This is a genomic window from Okeania sp. SIO2B3, assembly GCF_010672525.1.
GTDB lineage: Bacteria > Cyanobacteriota > Cyanobacteriia > Cyanobacteriales > Microcoleaceae > Okeania.
In genome coordinates, this window is record NZ_JAAHGH010000132.1 from 1 (window position 1) to 17277 (window position 17277).

General features: G+C 32.9%; 11 protein-coding genes and 1 pseudogene. 11 read left to right on the forward strand and 1 reads right to left on the reverse strand.

Annotated elements, in window-relative coordinates; translation table 11 throughout:
• The first annotated feature begins 384 nt into the window (after positions 1 to 384).
• The 7 genes from pdhA (at position 385) to F6K15_RS34210 (ending at position 10698) form a co-directional block, all read left to right on the forward strand.
• Positions 385 to 1416 (forward strand): pyruvate dehydrogenase (acetyl-transferring) E1 component subunit alpha, encoded by a 1032-nt coding sequence (gene pdhA, locus F6K15_RS34180; RefSeq protein ID WP_293070005.1) that lies wholly within the window; start codon positions 385 to 387, stop codon positions 1414 to 1416.
• Between the two features lie 1685 nt (positions 1417 to 3101).
• Positions 3102 to 4337, forward strand: coding sequence for an HhoA/HhoB/HtrA family serine endopeptidase (locus F6K15_RS34185; RefSeq protein WP_293070007.1), 1236 nt, complete (start codon positions 3102 to 3104; stop codon positions 4335 to 4337).
• 885 nt (positions 4338 to 5222) lie between these two features.
• Positions 5223 to 5756 (forward strand): peptide deformylase, encoded by a 534-nt coding sequence (gene def / locus F6K15_RS34190; RefSeq protein WP_375341107.1) that lies wholly within the window; start codon positions 5223 to 5225, stop codon positions 5754 to 5756.
• A 1097-nt stretch (positions 5757 to 6853) separates the two neighbouring features.
• Positions 6854 to 7423: a TerD family protein gene (locus F6K15_RS34195; protein ID WP_293070009.1), complete on the forward strand. Its 570-nt coding sequence runs from the start codon at positions 6854 to 6856 to the stop codon at positions 7421 to 7423.
• Positions 7424 to 8202: 779 nt separating this feature from the next.
• The gene (locus F6K15_RS34200; RefSeq protein WP_293070011.1) at positions 8203 to 8775 is read left to right on the forward strand and encodes a TerD family protein; all 573 of its coding nucleotides are present in this window, start codon (positions 8203 to 8205) and stop codon (positions 8773 to 8775) included.
• A gap of 442 nt (positions 8776 to 9217) precedes the next feature.
• Positions 9218 to 9826, forward strand: a complete 609-nt coding sequence (locus tag F6K15_RS34205) for a hypothetical protein (RefSeq protein ID WP_293070013.1) — start codon at positions 9218 to 9220, stop codon at positions 9824 to 9826.
• A gap of 269 nt (positions 9827 to 10095) precedes the next feature.
• Positions 10096 to 10698 carry a TerD family protein gene (locus F6K15_RS34210; protein ID WP_293070015.1) on the forward strand — a complete coding sequence of 201 codons (603 nt, stop codon included), beginning with the start codon at positions 10096 to 10098 and terminating at the stop codon, positions 10696 to 10698.
• A 1287-nt stretch (positions 10699 to 11985) separates the two neighbouring features.
• Here the strand turns inward: F6K15_RS34210 and F6K15_RS34215 are convergent.
• Complete coding sequence (locus tag F6K15_RS34215) at positions 11986 to 12111, reverse strand: hypothetical protein (RefSeq protein WP_293070017.1); 126 nt, start codon at positions 12109 to 12111, stop codon at positions 11986 to 11988.
• A gap of 589 nt (positions 12112 to 12700) precedes the next feature.
• Here F6K15_RS34215 and F6K15_RS34220 point away from each other — a divergent pair.
• The 4 genes and pseudogenes from F6K15_RS34220 to F6K15_RS34240 form a co-directional block, all read left to right on the forward strand.
• Positions 12701 to 14299, forward strand: a complete 1599-nt coding sequence (locus tag F6K15_RS34220; protein WP_293070018.1) for an adenylate/guanylate cyclase domain-containing protein — start codon at positions 12701 to 12703, stop codon at positions 14297 to 14299.
• 413 nt (positions 14300 to 14712) lie between these two features.
• Positions 14713 to 15447 carry a 15,16-dihydrobiliverdin:ferredoxin oxidoreductase gene (locus tag F6K15_RS34225; RefSeq protein ID WP_293070019.1) on the forward strand — a complete coding sequence of 245 codons (735 nt, stop codon included), beginning with the start codon at positions 14713 to 14715 and terminating at the stop codon, positions 15445 to 15447.
• Between the two features lie 1051 nt (positions 15448 to 16498).
• Positions 16499 to 16711: a zinc ribbon domain-containing protein gene (locus F6K15_RS34235; protein WP_293070020.1), complete on the forward strand. Its 213-nt coding sequence runs from the start codon at positions 16499 to 16501 to the stop codon at positions 16709 to 16711.
• 206 nt (positions 16712 to 16917) lie between these two features.
• Positions 16918 to 17277 (forward strand): annotated as a pseudogene (locus F6K15_RS34240) (phycoerythrobilin:ferredoxin oxidoreductase); the annotation flags it as partial.

Sequence of the window (17277 nt, forward strand, 5' to 3'; positions counted from 1 at the left end):
TTAAAAAATGAGCGTATTTTGGCGCATAGTTGGGCATAAAAATTAAGGGACGATTCTTCCAACTACCTCCTCTATAATTCTCCGTTCCTCCTGAATTATGGATTCTGGCTCCTGACTCCTAGTCTTAACACTCATACTTTTGAGCGCCAACCCTAATTAATTTGTTTTTCATTAATTAATTATTAATTATTCATTATTCATTATTCATTAAGGCAGGGATGTACCCATAAAAAGGGACGTTTAGGAGAGGAGCCGTGATGAGGTGAAAGTCTCACGTCCGGTTCTGAAGACGAGTTGGGTAGGGTAACTTACCTGGCTTAGTTTAACACCTTTAACTTCTAACATAAGATTTACTACTCATCATACTAGCTGAGGATAAATAAAATGATCCAAGAACGTATATTACCTACTTTTGATACCAATAGTATAAAAATCACTAAAGAAGAAGGATTAATACTATATGAAGATATGGTTTTAGGGCGCTTGTTTGAAGATAAGTGTGCTGAAATGTATTATCGAGGTAAGATGTTTGGCTTTGTTCATCTTTATAATGGACAAGAAGCAGTTTCTTCTGGTGTGATTAAAGCTATGCGCCAAGATGAAGATTTTGTTTGCAGCACTTATAGAGACCATGTTCATGCCTTAAGTGCTGGTGTACCAGCACGGGAAGTTATGGCTGAATTATTTGGTAAAGCTACAGGTTGTTCTAAAGGTCGTGGTGGGTCGATGCATATGTTCTCGGCCGAACATAATTTATTAGGAGGTTATGCTTTTGTTGCTGAAGGCATTCCTGTAGCAACTGGGGCTGCTTTTCAGAGTAAATATCGTCGGGAAAGTATGGGGGATGAAGCTGCTGACCAAGTAACGGCCTGTTTCTTTGGAGATGGAGCTTGTAATAATGGCCAATTTTTTGAATGCCTCAATATGGCCACGTTGTGGAAATTACCAATTATTTATGTAGTGGAGAATAATAAGTGGGCAATTGGTATGGCTCACGAACGGGCTACTTCTGAACCTGAGATTTATAAGAAGGCTCATGCCTTTGGTATGGTAGGTGTGGAGGTTGATGGTATGGATGTATTGGCAGTACATTCTGCTGCTCAAGAGGCTGTGGCGAGAGCTCGTGCTGGTGAAGGACCTACTTTAATTGAAGCTTTAACTTATCGATTCCGAGGACATTCTTTGGCTGACCCTGATGAATTACGGGATAAGGAAGAAAAGGAATATTGGTTTTCTCGTGACCCGATCGAGCAATTTACAGCTTATCTGACAGAACATAATTTGGCGGATGTTGCAGAGTTAAAAGCAATCGATCAAAAGATTGAAAATTTGATTGCTGAAGCAGTTGAGTTTGGTACAGGTAGTCCAGAACCTGGAGCTGATGAACTTTATCGCTACATTTTTGCTGAAGATTAATTAACTGAATTATTGACTTAGTTGATCCTAAGCTATATTGTCAAATTTTAGTTGTCGGGTTTCTCATAAATTTTGCAAAAAACACTTTATTTATATGTGGAAACCCGAAATATTCAGATTGATTAAAAGGTTTTTTATTGGTAATTTAAAATTAAATTTATAGCAATTTTATCGTGGTAAACAAGTAGTTATTTTTACAGTTTATATCTTGAGATTAAAAAGGTTCGATTGACTAATATTACTGTTTCTACAGGAATACTTGATAATCATTCAGAAGGTTCATAATTCAGAAGTCAGGAAAAAAAGTCATTTTGAATAAAATTTTATTTGAATAAAATTTGGCATTGCTGAATTAAGGTATGAAAGTAGGTTTATAGGGAATAGGGAATAGGAAATATTAACAAGTAGTTCAAACTATCCAAAATAAAAAATCCCAAATACAAAATTATCAAATCATAGCCAGAATCAGCAACGCCTAAAATTTATGCCTGTAAATTTATATCTGAATCATCATTTTTTTTATTCATCAGCAACCATTAAATAAATCATAGGGATATGCAGAAATAATATGAAGCAGATTTCTGTAAAAACAACCGGATATTTTTTTTAGGGATAGTAAGTATAGTAAAGGTCAATAGAGAGATAATCGTAGATTCATTTATATGTAACTTCGTAAGTAGTCATGGAAAATTAATTGTATATTTAATGATCGAGTTAAATAAGTATAAAAAATTATTTTTATATTTTTATATGAACCTATCCCAGTAATAATACTTTTACCAAAAACCCTAAATGTTTTGATAGTTAACAACGAAAAATAAAGCTTTTCAAATAAATTTTACTTAAATGAATAAGCCTGTTAAAAATAATGGGATAGGTTCATCTATTGCTCAAGTATACAATTATATTTTTCTTCCCTACTTCCTACTCTCTACTAACAAATATTAAATTAATTTGGCACAAATACTTATGATAATGATTTGATAAAAATTAACTCATTGAAAGTTGAAATTTGAATTTTCATAACCCTATTCACCCTAAGGTAGTTAGATATTAATCTGTGTTTTCTGCCTTAAATATAAAATTTAATCCCTCACATATATTATAAGTATTTAATCTTTTTTTCTCTTTTTCCATAGATTTTACTGAATCAAACTATGAAACTTAAATTTGGCAAAATCTAAAATCCTTTTCAGTTAATAGTTAGGCTATTCGCGTGTGGGTTCTGTTGCGGAACTGCTATTAAAGAAAAATCATAGTAAAAATCAGCAAAACCTTTTTTTTCTCTTTTTCCATACACTTATCTTTCCCTCTGTTGGTGCGCTACAAGATGAGTTAGTGAGGTCTTGGGAATACCCCAAGTAGAGCAACTAATTAAACCTTGAGGGGGTAACACTGCTGCTCCATTACTACCTCTTTGGTCTATGTAGAAATATTTTCTGAAAATGGTATAAAAAACTTAAGTACTAGGTGTGGAATCACTAACTCTAAATAACCGGACATCATTTTCGATAAATGTTAAATTTAACATATCACTATCTTATGTAAACATTCAGAAGTAGAAAATAAGTAATAAACTCCAGAGGTATTGTAGCAAAAATTAAAGAAAACCGATCATCAGGAAGCTAAACCCTGAATTATTCATTCTTAAGAGACGAACCAATTACAAATATCAACAAATAACAATGAAAAGAACAACAGACAAAGTATTTTGGCAACAACCTTTAACCTATCTATTAATATTAGCAGGGGCTGGAGGAGCATTGTTGGGCCAACGCATCATATTCCCACAGACAACTAGCTCTTCGGAAAATTCAACACAGATAGTTCAATCATCTTCTAATAGTTATGGTACTTCTAAATCAGAAAAGTCTAATTGGTTACCAGTTAGAGCACCTATTTCTAATGGCAACTTTATTGTAGATGCAGTCCAAAAAGTTGGTCCGGCAGTAGTTAGGATTAATGCTTCTCGAACATTCAGTCAACGACCTAATATGTTTGGTCGAGGAATACCAGAAGATTTCTATGGTTATGAACCTCCTTCACGTTCTGGACCAGTTGAGCAAGGTACTGGCTCTGGTTTTATCATTAGTTCTGATGGTAAAATTCTCACTAATGCTCACGTTGTAGAGGGTTCAACTACTGTAGAAGTTGTGCTTAAAGATGGTCGTCGCTTACAAGGTAGAGTTTTGGGCACAGACTCTGTAACTGATGTAGCTGTTATTAAAATTGATGCTAATAATCTTCCTACCGTAACTGTGGGAGATTCAAATAATCTGCAACCTGGAGAATGGGCGATCGCTATTGGCAACCCTCTGGGTTTAGATAATTCTGTAACAGTTGGTATTATTAGTGCTACGGGTCGTTCTAGTAGTGATGTGGGCGTCCCAGATAAGCGAGTAGGATTTATTCAGACGGATGCTGCGATTAATCCTGGTAATTCTGGTGGCCCTCTACTTAATCAAAATGGTGAGGTGGTTGGCATTAATACAGCTATTATTGATGGTGCTCAAGGCTTAGGTTTTGCAATTCCGATTAATAATGCTCAACAAATTGCTCAACAATTAATTAAGGGGGGTAAAGCAGAACACGCTTATTTGGGTATTGCGATGCAAACTCTGACACCTGAACTTAAGCAAGAACTCGACAGAAGCTTAAATACAAATGTTCGGTTATTCAGGGATCGAGGGGTATTAATTATGCAAGTTGTACCTGGATCTCCTGCGGATAGAAGTGGTTTACAACCAGGAGATGTAATTCAAAGAATTGATAATCAAACTATTACTGAATCTGAAAATGTACAACAAATTGTTCAGAATAAAACGGTGGGCAGTTTGTTGGAATTGGAAGTTAATCGTAATGGTCAGAACTTAAGTTTTCAGTTGCGTACTGGTAACTTACCATCTCGATTAAGAGGATAATTATTTAACTTTACTTTATTTGAATAAAGAAGGAATAAATATTTTGGTTTGAAGTATTCTCAAAGAATTAACTCTTGAAATTCCTTGAATAGATTGGGGTAATTTTAATCCTAGTTATTGCTTTTTTAATTTTCCTAATTAGAGGCTCTAAGAATAAAAAGTAGGGAGTAGAGGAGTTAATGAAAATTCTTGATTCCCTATTTTTTTCTATAAGATTGGTGTTCTACTAATTAGGGCTTGCTGATTAAATCTAAAAGTTTTTATAGATAAAGGTAAGTGCCTTTTTAAGTATCAAAAAGTGCGAGGTTTTAAGTGGTAATGGTTCAATTTAGGAGCGGATTTTGGTCAAGATAAGGGCCGAAAAATTAAGGAACAAAACTTAGCTCCTACCTCCTCGCTCATTCCCATTTCTCCCCTCCTGGGAGGGGTTAGGAGTGGGTTTTCTCCTGTCTCTTACCCCTACTAAAAGACTTTTGAGCGCAAACCCTAATTATCAATATTAATGCTATATGTAATTAGACTCTCAAACAAAAATTTTTCATGCTTCACTCCGAAGTGATGGAATATGTATCCCTACTTTGGAATTAAGTTATTCTGTATTTTTTCAATCCTACTGTACAGGTAAACTAAACGGCTACTTTTACTTATAGCCAAAGCACAATTTTTGAGATTTGATATAACTTGGAATTAAGGTGAGGATAAAAATTTGCTGTTTTATAGCACTATGCAAATAGGGTGCGGACATTTCTCTACTCCCTACTCCCTTACAACCAAAATTTATTGTCAAATGCCAAAAAACGTACTGTTTTATCATCTGACCCAATAAGTTCATATAATTGATTCACTAGCAAGCAGCTAGAAGTAAATTTTGCATAGAAAAAAATTATGGCAGTATTACAAGTAGCTCACTTAGGCAATGAAATATTACGATATCAGGCGCAACCTATTAATAATATTTGGGATAAAAATTTACAGGAGCTAATCGATAATTTAATTGTCACAATAATTGAAACCAATGGTGTAGGAATAGCTGCTCCACAAGTTTCAATTAGCGATCGCTTATTCATTGTTGCATCTAGACCCAATCTCAGATATCCAAATGCACCAAAAATGGAGCCGACAGCTATGATTAACCCTAAATTAATATCTTATTCAGAAGATAGAATTAAGGGGTGGGAAGGTTGTTTAAGTGTGCCAGGAATTAGGGGTTTAGTACCAAGATATAGAGTAATAAACGTAGAATATACTAACCGAGAAGGAAAACTAGAAAGACAAGAATTAACAGATTTTGTTGCTAGAATTTTTCAGCATGAATATGATCATCTAGAAGGTCTAGTATTTTTAGATCGTGTGGAAAGTAGCACAGATTTAATGACAGAAGATGAATATCAGAAACAAATTATTCAATCAAGGAATTAGGAGGTAGGAATTAAGGGGAATTTTGCAGAGTGTTCAGCAAAATATTTATCAGCGAAAAGAAGGAAAATCAATCATTATTATTTGGGGTACAAGAAAGATTAGTTAATCGTAAGCATTCAGCTATTAGGAGTTAGTTATGCTACTTTTTAACAGCCTTCTCCTGAGTTTCAGCTGAAGGCTGTTAAAATAAGATTGCTATCTATATCATAGTTGAAAATAAATTATTATTGGTTCAATGCGCAATCCCAATTTTCCTTGATGGTCAAACCAATTTTTCCGCTTATAAGTAGAACATGGTAAATTTTGGACGCTATTTATCAAGTTGTAAATTAGCTCAAAAGTTTATATTCAATGGCTTTAGGTTTTTTTTTGATTAAATATGCAACATCTTTTTTTTAGCCTGCTCTATTTAGCAGACTTTTACTAGAAAAAAATCAATGTAGAAACACTTCTTGAGAATGGTATAATTTATTTAGTATTTTATGAAAAAAAATGAGATATTTTAGTTTCAATATGAGCGAGAACTCTTAAAAATTCGACTAAGTGAAACTTGAGGTATTTCATAATAGCAAAACCAAGGAAATTTTTTGATATTCAAAAATTTTTGAACATCACACAGTCCATTAATAGGGTTGAACTAACGATCAAACTTTTCTAGTTTCCCGATTCTAATCAGAGGATTTTTTTGGCAGATACTATTTAGTTTTTCATGTCATTACCAAATAGCAAAGGTTGGTTTTAATCAAACTTTTGTCATAATTAGACATCTTAATTAGGGTTTGCTGAAAAAGTCTTTTAGTAGGGGTAGGAGACAGCTATACTGGAGACAGCTATACTGGAGAAATGGGAATTAATTAGGAGGTAGTCGGAAAAATTGTAAGAGTGATTTTTCTGCCATAATAGTCCCAAAATACTAGCTTTTTGTTGAGCCGAAAAGCTTGCACTTTTTTCTACCAAAAAAGGCAGCAAACCAATATCAGTCAATGCTTTGATATTTAATCAGCAAGCCCTAATTAAAATTTGATTGTAATCGTTTTCCGTAATCTATAGTTGTGCTACTTGTAGTTAAAAATAGTAAATAAATCAAGGAAATATTTATGAGTATTAATCTCACCAAAGGTGAAAGAGTAAGTCTGTCTAAAGAAGCGCCTGGAATGAAAAAAGCTGCTGTAGGTTTAGGATGGGATGTAAATGTCTCAGATACAGGTTCAGATTTTGACCTTGATGTTTCTGTGTTTATGTTAGGAGCAAGTGGCAAAATTTCTCAAGAGAAATATTTTGTTTTTTATAATAACCTTAAATCTGCTGATGGTTCAGTAGAGTCTATGGGAGATAGTCGTACAGGAAAAGGAGAAGGAGATGATGAGACTGTCACTGTAGATTTATCAAAAGTTGATTCTGCCATTGAAGAAATTGTTTTTGTTGTCACTATATATGAAGCAGATAAAAGAAGACAAAACTTCGGACAAGTAAGAAATTCTTATATCAGAATTTATGATGGAGAAACTCAACAAGAAATAACTAAATATGAGTTGGAAGAAGATTTTTCGAGGGAAACAGCTATAGAGTTCGGTAAATTGTATAAAAAAAGCGGTGAATGGAAATTTCAAGCTGTTGGAGAAGGTTATAACTCTGGTTTAGAAAGCTTTGTACAGAAATATACTTAATTGATTATGTAATAAACTGTTTAACAATTAACAATTACCTCTCCTTAAAACGAAGAGGATTGACTAAAAATATTTTTTCTTTTTTTTTATTCTTGATCGGGAGAGGTTTTAAACCTTAATTATTAGGTCAAAGTAAATTTTGAATTAGTATTTTGGATTAGAGAGTAATTTTTCTGTAATCCAAAATCTCCAATCTGTAGTTTATTCTTGGAAAATTTATTAATTGAGTAAACAAATATTCGGCTTCAATAGAAATCGCTTAAGGATATAGTTGTAATTCTAGGCAGTAAAATCTGCTCAAAAAATTGAGAGGCAAGTCCATAAAAACCTTATCTAAATTAACTCAAAAAATTATCAAAGTTTAAGACATAGAGCAGCAGTCAGGAGGCAGAATAAATCAAGAATATATCTTGACTTTCTGTCGTATAATTTAGAGAAACTAGATGAATTTATGCATCAAGGTAAGAATATTTTTTTACTATTTGACTATTTGATAATCCTGACGACTACAAGACACAAAATGCAATAAAAAAGGTATCTTGCTTAAGGGTATAAATTGATTTATGCTGCCTTCCTAATTTTCATCTTGTTTTCTCAACTGTATATCCATAAATTATTCCGACCCTGAAAAATATCAAATATAGCACTACATAAATAGGTTAGGACATTTATAAATGCTCAAACTTAGTCAGAGATTACTTCTGACTTCTGACTTGTGCGTAACGCTATATCACCTTAAAGAATTTTTGAAACTGTTTAGTAATAAAAGAGGGTAATAAATGTCTGTTAAACTTAGCAAAGGTCACAGAATTAATCTTTCTAAAGATGCACCAGGTCTAGCAAAAGTAGGTATTGGTTTAGGTTGGGATGTTAATCCTACTGATACAGGTGTAGAATTTGACTTAGATGCTTCTGTATTTATGTTAGGAGATAATGGTAAAATCCCTGAAGATGAATACTTTATTTTCTACAATAATTTAAAATCACCAGATAGTGCAGTCAAGCATTGGGGAGATAATAGAACTGGAGAAGGAGAAGGAGATGATGAAACAATAGAAGTAGATTTAACTAATGTTAATTCTACTATTGAAGAACTACTTTTTGTTGTGACTATCCACGATGCAGAAAAAAGAAGACAAAACTTTGGGCAAGTTAAAAATTCGTTTATTAGAGTTTACAATTTGGAGACTCAAGAAGAAATAACTAAATATGAATTAGAAGAAGACTTTTCGAGAGAAACTGCAATAGAATTTGGTCGTCTCTATAAAAAAAATAATGAGTGGAGATTTCAAGCTGTGGGAACAGGATATAACGCAGGTTTACAAACTTTTGTCGAGAAATATGTTTACTAATAACTATAGATAGTACTTTCAATTTGGGTTTTGCTATAGCTAAAACCCAAAACTTGGAAAATTAAAGTTTAAATAGGGTTTGCGTATGGAAAGTCTTTTTGTTGGGGTAGGAGACAGGAGACAGGAGACAGGAGAAATGGGAATGAGCGAGGAGGTAGGAGTTAAGAATTGTCTCTCAATTTTTCTGCCATAATCATCCCAAAATACTAGCTTTATGCAGCTCTTGCCACCGAAAAGCTGGTACTTTTTTTGACTCTAAAAAGCTAAAACCTTTATCTGTCAATACTTTGAGAATTAATCAGCAAGCTCTAAATATTGGTAGTGCTAAATAAGTAATGATTTCTCTCTTCTACCTCCCGGTAGTTAAGGATATGTAGCAACTAATATTCTTACATCTTTAGGACTACCTAATTGTTTTGTTGTTAGTTAAAAATCAAAAATCGTGGTTATTAAACTAGAAAAAACTGGGGACTTTCATAATATAAACTTGAGCAAAGATTATAGTACTGACCCTGTTATAGTTCATGTTAATTTGAATTGGGAAGCTATTACAAATAATCGAAGTGGTTGGATAGGAAAAATCTTTGGCAGTAATAGTGCGCCAGATTTAGATTTAGGATGTATGTATGAAATGATGAATGGTGAAAAGGGAGTTATTCAACCATTAGGGGAAAACTTTGGCTCAAGAAAAACTTCACCTTACATTTACTTGGATAAAGATGACCGAACAGGTCAAGCAAATGATGGTGAAAATATGTATATTTTCAGACCTGATTTAATTCAAAGAATATTATTTTTTTGTTTCATATATGAAGGTGCTGAAGATTTTAAGTCAGTACGCGGAAGGATGTTCTTTAAAATTAGTAATGATGAAGAAGTCTATCTAGAATTGAATAATCCAAATAGTAATTGTAGTTTTTGTGTTGCAGCATTGCTGAAAAATATTAACTCTCAAATTATGATTGTTAAAGAAGAGAAATATTTTTCAGGTCATAAAGAGGCAGACCAATTTTATAAATATGGATTTAATTGGGTATCTGGTAGGAAGTAGTGATCTGAATTAATTTGGTTAAAGTGCAAGTTATTTCAGTGATCAGTTGTAAAATTAGTAATTGACCAAATAAGTGAATCGGAATAGTAAAAATCAGCTCTTAAACAATTTGATTTAACTATATTATGGTGTTTGATATACAATAAATCTTCAAATCCAGATAGCAAAATAAATACTAGAAAGCAGACTTTTGACAGTTCATTGCTATCAGCAAAAATCAGATTAACTAAATTGAAAAATTTTCAGACTTTATAAAGGGTACTAAATACATGACTATTAAGCTCGAAAAAGGACAAAAAATTGTACTTAATAAAAGTGAATACGATCTATCACGACTGACAATGGGTCTAGGATGGGATGTTGCTAAATCTGCAAGTGGTTTAGCTGGTTTATTCGGTAATAGATGGGATTTTGACCTTGATGGTTATGCAATTTTATTACAAGAAAACGACAAGCTCAAAAACTACAAAGAAGATGTAATTTATTATGGTCATTTAGAATCGAATGATAAGACAATAATTCATTCAGGAGATAATCTTACGGGAGAAGGAGAGGGAGACGATGAACAAATAATTTTGAAACTAAATTCTATTCCTGAAAAATACCAAAAAATTATCTTAGCAGTAAGCATTTATCAAGCTAAAGAAAGGAAGCAACAATTTGGGATGGTAGAAAATGCTTTTGTTAGAGCTATTGATAATAAAGGAATAGAAATAGCTAAATATACTTTATCTGGTAATGGCGCTTATCAGGGTAAAATATCAATGTTAATGGGAGCTATTTATCGAGATAAAACAGTGTGGAAATTTACTGCTTTGGGCGATCCTTTAGATAGTGATATGAATGGTGTAGTAGGTTCATTTATGAAATAAGTTTAGCCATATAGCAGAAGGAAGAAGGCTTTAGTTATCTAGGAGAGAAGGAAGAAGAAAAAATACTGCGTTGTCTGAGTTTTAAGCTTTTTATCTATCCTAACCTTTGCTTCAACTGTTATACTTACTCAATTTTAAAATAGTTTATTTTAAAACTAAAAAAACCAGTATTTGAGGTTCTAACAAATACTGGTTTTTTTCAATTTGTCATATAAAATCTAAATCTTTTGAACTGCATATCTGAAAAATTTTCAGATATATATTTTAATTAAATAATATTGAGAATCTTGAGTGGCCAATTAATTTTGGTAAAACTGCATCAAGTTTTAGTGATGGTATTGAAAATATGGGCATTGCACAGCGACGAATGATTTGAGTGAGAATTTTGATTGAATTGGATTGTGGATTAATCAATTGCTAGAATGATTAATTAATGGTTATTTTTAGTCAAAGTCTAAACTAATTTTTGGCAATATCATTCCATAATGTGCAACCCCAAAATATGTTGTGTATTTGCACCCATTATAAAGCTTCACATTTGACGGAAGTAGATTGTATTTTCTCTATGTTCCTAAGTAGAACATGGTAAATTTTGGGCGCTATGTATCAAGTTATAAATTAGCTCAAAAGTTTATATTCAATGGCTTTAGGGTTTTTTTGATTAAACACGACTTACGCAGAGACTCTACATATAGCAAGAAAGAATACTATTTACCCCTATAGATGGTGGTTTAAAAGTAAATTTGCGTAACTCCTGTTAAATATGCAACGTCTTTTTTTAGCCTGTTCTACTTAGGGTTTGCTGATTAAATATTAAAGGATTGACTGATATTGCTTGTAGCATTTAAGGAGGGAAAAAAGTACCATATCTTCGGCTAAGAAGGCTCAAAAAATTAGTATTTGTGTAATAGTTGGGCAGAAAAATTAAAGGACAATTCTTACCGAATAATTAACTAATTAATAATTAAATAATTCTGGTTTAAAGCCTCCCCTTTTAAGGGGAAAAAAAAGAAATAATATTTCCTTATATTCAATTCCGTAACGGTTAAAACCCGAGGTAATTATCAATTATCCATTATCAATTATCCATTAATGAATCCTACCTCCTCGCTCATTCCCATTTCTCCTTTCTTCCCCTCCTGGGAGGAGTTAGGGGTGGGTTGTCTCCTACCCCTACTAAAAGACTTTTGAGGGCAAACCCTACTTAATTCCGATTTTCTGCTCAAATCGAAATTAAGATGAGGTCAAAAAAAATGTTTATCCTTTTCCTCTATTTCATATTCCTTCTCACAAAGATTTTCGATTTAATTTGACTTGTCTCATGTCCGGATAATTAGTGATAAAAAAACTTTCTCTTTCTTCTTCTTTCTTCCCTCCTGACTCCTGAGGACTGACTCCTGACTCCTTGGTCATTTATTTATGACTGTTCAACCGGACATGATATTACTTATTTATCTGTATATTTGCTATAGACATCCTCAATAGGTTATAAAAAATCAAGGTATATAGAGACAAAGTATATAGAGGAAAGTTCGGCTAAGTTTTAAATATACTTTTTCAGATTAATATTTTTTCCAAACCTATGTAGGGTATTTATATATAAGATAAGAGTTGTAAAACTTACTTAATATAAATAAAAAGTCTGAAACTCTTACCCCAGTTAAACTATTCCCTAATTATCAGATATTTTCTGCATAACTGCGTCGAGGGCTGCTATATATTTAATTAGGGTTTGCGTTCAAAAGTCTTTTAGTAGGGGTAGGAGACAGCTATACTGGAGACAGCTATACAGGAGAAATAGGAATTATAGAAGAGGTAGTCGGAAAAATTGTAAGAGTGATTTTTCTGCCATAATCATTCCAAAATACTAGCATGCATGAGCTTCTTCCGCTGAAAAGCTGGTACTTTTTTAGACCAAAAAATGCTAAAACCAAAATCAGTCAATGCTTTTAGATTTAATCAGCAAGTCCTAATTAATCATACTACTTAGGAGGTACAGTAAATGCCATATTTCATCTATGCTCCAGATACTGGCAATGAAAAAATATATGAATTACCCACGGGTGAAATTACTATTGGTAGAGAAAGAGATAATATTATTGCTATTACTCACGAAACAAGTGTTTCCCGTCATCATGCACAAGTTATAATTTCTCAAGATAGCGTGAATATTGTCGATCAAAATAGTAGTAATGGTACCTTTGTTAATGGAATTAAAATTGATAGTTGCATACTCAAAGAGGGAGATTTAATTCATTGTGGGAATGCAATTTTTAAATTTGTTACTAATTCTAGTCAAGCACAAGATATAAGTCCGACAAATATCGTTAAACAATACTTACAAGAGTTTACTCCCACAGAGTTAAACGAACTATTAGATCAGCAACAAGATGATTCATTCTCAGTGCTTAAACTTAAGGAAAAAGATAGTAATCTCCAAGCAGTAGACAAATTAAAAATTTTGCTAGAAGTAAGCAAACAGCTTTCTTCTCCCACTGAACTAGAAATATTACTAGAAAAAATTCTTGAGTTGCTATTTCAGATTATCAAAGTAGATCGAGCTGTGATTCTTTTAGTGAATGAAACAACTGGAGAACTTGAACAAAAAGCAGTAAAAGGAAGAGTAGGAATTAATATTGAAGGTTCATTTTATAGCAAAAATATTACTAACTTTGCCATAGAAAAAGGTATAACTTTTTTAACCACAAATGCTTGCCTCGATCAACGCTTCGATAATCCAGAATCAATTGTTTCTCAATCAATTCATGGAGCTGTTTGTATACCCCTTAAACCTAGAGATCAAATAATAGGAGTCTTATATGCTGATAATTTATCATTATCAAATGTTTATTCTGATGAAGATGTCGAATTTCTCACAGGTTTAGCTAATCAAGCAGCGATCGCTATAGAGAATACTCAACTTTATAATAAGATACAAGTAGAAGCAATTATCCGAAATAAATTAGAGCGCTTCTTTCCTACAAATGTAGCTAGAAAACTTAAAGAAACAGAAAAATTAGAAATAATTGATACAGAAGTAACTGCTTTATTTTCTGATATTAGTGGCTTTACAAAAATGTCTTCAACAATGGAGCCACGTCAAATAATATCTATGTTGAATGAATATTTTAAAATCATGGTAGAAGATATTGTTTTTAGGTATGAAGGAACTCTGGAAAAATATATTGGAGATGCTTTATTTGCTATTTGGGGTGCTCCTTATCAAACTGCTAATGATGTAGAAAAAGCGATTAAAGCAGCAATTGATATGCAGTGGGCTGTTCGTAGTTTCAATAAGCAGAGAGAACAACGTCATCAAGAACCAATTGCTATCCATATAGGAATTAATTCTGGTAAAGTAGCAGCCGGAAATATTGGTTCAGAAAAGTTAATTCAATATGCGACTATTGGTGATACAACTAATGTTACTAGCCGAATATGTAGTGAGGCAAAAGCTGACGAAATTATGATTAGTCAAACTACACAAGAAAAGCTAAAAGAGCATCAATTTCCCTTAGAAAAAATTCCACCAGTCATGGTTAAAGGAAAAGACGAACCAATACAACTATATCGTTTACTTTGGCAACAAGTACCATCATAAATTGGTTAAAAATAACTATTAAATCAGTTTTATTTTGGAAAATTAAATTGTGAATTTATCGGAAATATTTATGAATATTTTCAATAATTATCGTCAAAATGAATAGTGTAGTATTAATCTAGATATAGATACTGAAAACAGATACCATCTTTGCCTATAATTATACAGTAGAGGAGTTTTTAACTGCCAAAAATTATCTTCATCTTTCCCAAATTTCTTTATTCCTATTCAGTTTCATTCTTCTGCCACTTATGTTATGTTATGTCCGCTCCCCTACTTAATTAAAACTTTTGACATTTAATTTTTGCCGTTTGACTTTATGAAGGATTATTGCTTTGTTTATGAGAAATGAGACTATGGTAATGGCCATCAATTACTCTGTAAAATGATTTAATATGTTACCATAAGTATCAATGTACAGGCCATTCTTAGAACACTTAGAAAAAGAGCTATTCAGTAAATTTGACTTAAGCAGTAGACCAATTCCTGCTGGTTTAGAAGCAAACGTTAGTAATCGAGGCAAGAATCAAGCCACTATCCAAAGTTGGTGTTATGAGTGTCCTCAACTAAGAAAAATACGTTATACCTATATTGATGCAGGAGCTTCAGCTCAGGTATTTAATAGTGTGATTTATCCCAGTTACTACTATGACATTCCACTTTTAGGAATTGACCTATTATCTTTTGGTAAAAGTAAAATTTTAATAGTATTAGATTTTCAACCTTTATTTCAAGAAGAATCTTATTTAGAAAAGTATATAGAACCAATGCGATCGCTGCGAGAAAAATATAATAACTTGGCTCAAAAATTAGAAATGAAATTTTATGATGCCAATCAATATTTTTCCAAGTATTTACTGTTTGCTAAAACAGATGCAGAGACAGTGCAAACTACATTTTTGAAAGCTTATAAAGAATACATTAACTTGTATTGGCAAATGTTAGATGGAGCAGAAACTCTCGATCAAACAGAAGATATTCAAAAGATAATTAAAGCCCAAAAAGATTACGATCAATATAGTGCAGAGCGCGACCCAGCATCAGGATTATTTAGCAGTTATTTTGGCCATGAGTGGTCAGAAAAATTTCTCTACGAATTCTTGTTTGAAGATGCAGTACCATTAGCTGTTCCCAATGCAACCCGATAATTTCAACTTGATTCGGCAAGGGGTCTCCCATTATAATCGAGCCATTTAACAGGAGGGGAATTGCCGAGAGCAAATTAAATAGGTTTCGATTGATGTTTAAATATAGCAATAAAGAGTAGTATAAAATTATGATAATTACTCATTGCTACAAAATTAAGCCTACTTGTGAACAGTCAGTCAAAATTGATTATTGGCTCTTTACTGTTGCGAAGACATTACAATTATGCGTGATAGTCAAAGACTAGACTGGTTGAATAGAACTAGGTGTCAAATTGACCGTTGCTCACTAATTTCATGTCCTATTGGCGAGATTTCCAGGAGACCAGATTATTATTTTCAGCAATCAGCACTAAAACAGACAAAAAAGTTATTTCCTGACTACAAAGAAATATCCATACGAAGTTCAACAAATTAACTTACAAAGACTAGATAAAGCTTGGAAACGTTTCGGCTAAGAGCCGACATGAAAGGCTAATACCCGATCAAGCTGGTAAACGTGCAGGACGACGTTGATAATGAATAATTAATAATTAACAATTAATAATTATCAGAATTTAATTTAACTAAATAAACGTCTAACAATTAACAATTAATAGTGAATAATTAGTTTCCTTCTTTCATTATTAATTATTCATTGAATACATATTGCTAGACAAAGAGAAGATTTTCATTATAAAACTGCTCATAAATTAGTTAAACAATATGACATGATTGTAGTTGTAGACGCGGAGCGGCGTGCCGAAGGCAAACTTAAATATTAGAGGTTTAGTAAAAAATACTAAACTATCAAAATCAATTTATGATGTAGGTAAATAATTAACAATGAATAATGAATAATGAATGATATCAAATCCGTTGACTTCGGAGTAGTATAATTCTGTCGATCATCATACAATCGGTAAGGGCTAATGGCCATTAGCCCCTACAATATAGACTCTTATCTTGAAAGATTAAATAACACCGATGCTACCGGATTTGATATGATTCTTTAATTATTAATTATTAATTGTTAATTATTAATTATTTAAGGTGTTCATGTAAGTAGGGGCGAATGGCCATTCCCCCGTACATCCTCACAATACATCACACTCATTGTAGTAATTGCGGTCAAAAAGTACCTAAAACTTTATCAGTTAGAATTCATTCTTCCCCTAAATGTAAAACAGTTTTAGATAGAGACGAGAATGCTGCAATTAACATATTAAATAAAGCGTTAAACGAGGTGGGTATCATCTTGTCTGCTTGTGGAGGCGTCAGAGATTAATCAGCCTGTGTTCGCGTAGCGTTGCGTCAGCACTCGCAAGAAACTTCTTTGTTTGAGAAGCTCCCGTTATCATCTTTGATTTAACAGGAGAGAACTTCACTAATTTTGTTAACTATTCAGTTAAAAATTGATACTCGCACCCTTCTAACACATCCAGGTGGGTGTAAGCTAAGTTTTTGTAGATAAATTGCTGAAATACTAAGGTAATGACACCAACTGAAAATATAGAGAATTTGTATCAACCTTTTCTAGATTCTGCTCTAGATCACCTCAAGCAAGGACTAGAAATAAAACCTTACCCCATACCCCCTGGATTTGAACATAAAGTTGCTGTAACTGGCAAGGGCAAAAAGGAACAAGAAGTAAAAACAACCAGTTACGCCTACTGTAGTCCCAAGCTCCGACAAATTAGAGCAGCTCATGTTCAAGGTGGCGCTGCCCTCCAAGTGTTAAATTTTGTAATATTTCCCCACCTTAATTACGATTTGCCATTTTTTGGAGCAGACCTAGTTACCCTACCAGGTGGACATCTAATTGCCCTAGATATGCAGCCCTTATTTCGGGAA